Origin of the sequence: Motilimonas cestriensis (assembly GCF_021295315.1) — a bacterium.
Classification (GTDB): Bacteria; Pseudomonadota; Gammaproteobacteria; order Enterobacterales; family CBDFNC01; genus Motilimonas; species Motilimonas cestriensis.
The window spans coordinates 1-1,272 of record NZ_JAIMJA010000067.1 but is presented as its reverse complement, the minus strand read 5'-3'; the positions used below and the strand labels follow the sequence as shown (position 1 = coordinate 1,272).

Below are 1,272 nucleotides of genomic sequence, written 5' to 3'. Positions count from 1 at the left end.
TGACCTGGTCAACTGAATTCGGTCACCCTAGTTAAGTTCGTTAAGCTACTTCTTTTACCGACTTATCCATACGTTCAAATTCATTAGGACTTTGATAATTTAGGTATGAATGCATCCGCTGGCTGTTGTACCACATCGTGATGTAATTCAAGACATCCTGTTGAGCGGCATATCGCGTTCGATAATTGCGCCAATGAACGCGCTCTTGCTTCAAGCTGCCGAAGAAGCTTTCTGCTACGGCATTATCCCAACAACATCCTTTTTTGCTCATGCTACCGACAAACTTATGCAGCTTCAGTATTCGCCTATATTGATGGCTCGCATATTGAACGCCTTGATCTGAGTGTACTATCAAACCCGCTTTAGGTTTTCGTTGCCAGATAGCCATTGTTAGCGCATCGCAAACAAGCTTTGCTTTCATTCTGCTGCCCATACTCCAACCAACCACTTTACGGGAATAGAGGTCGATTACGACGGCTAAATACAGCCATCCTTCAGCCGTCCATATGTAGGTAATATCTTGAACCCACGCTTGATTGGCGTATTGAACATCGAAATCTTGTTCAAGCTCATTTTCATATACAGGCTTGTTGTGGTCGCTGTTGGTTGTTGCTTTATACTTCTTTTTATAGCGCACCCAAACGTTTGCTTCTTTCATCAGTTGCGCTGTTTTCCTGCGTCCAACAGGGTAGTCCAGTGAATTCAACGCCTTTTGAATGCGCCTTTGTCCATAGGTATTATCACTAAACTCGGCAATATCTTTCACCCACTGCAACATATCTTGACGCTCTGTATCAACAGGGGCCAGGGATTTTCGCTTTTGATAGCTGTAGTAATTATTGTTTTTCACACCCAACACGTGACACATTAATATCACCGGCCAGATCTTCTTATTTTGGGCAATAAACGCGTATTTTACTTCGTTTCTTTGGCAAAGAAGACCGTCGCTTTTTTTAGTATTTCACGCTCCATTTCTAAGCGTTTTACTTGTGCTTTGAGCTTGCTGATCTCTTCCTGCTCTGGTGTCAGCTTGCCATTTCCTCGAAATGCATGGCCATCATCATTTTCAGCTTCTTTTATCCAGCGGCCGAGTAGCTGAGGTGTGACCTCTAAATTTCTAGCGGCTTCAGCAATGCTGTAACTTTGCTCTCGTACCAGTGCAATGGCATCAAGTTTGAATTCTTTTGAATAGGTTTTACGTGTTGTCATTTCAATCTCCAGTTAAATCAATTATGTCTTAACTGGGTTAGTCGTATCAATTAAACCACGTCA

1 protein-coding gene is annotated in these 1,272 nt (G+C 42.7%); it reads right to left on the bottom strand.

What is annotated here, in order from left to right; translation table 11 throughout:
- Nucleotides 1-40: 40 nt before the first annotated feature.
- A protein-coding gene (locus K6Y31_RS22000; RefSeq protein WP_233055172.1) for an IS3 family transposase occupies nt 41-1,209 on the bottom strand; the annotation gives its coding sequence in 2 pieces (ribosomal slippage) (nt 41-951 and nt 951-1,209; 1,170 coding nt in all).
- Between the last annotated feature and the right edge of the window lie 63 nt (nt 1,210-1,272).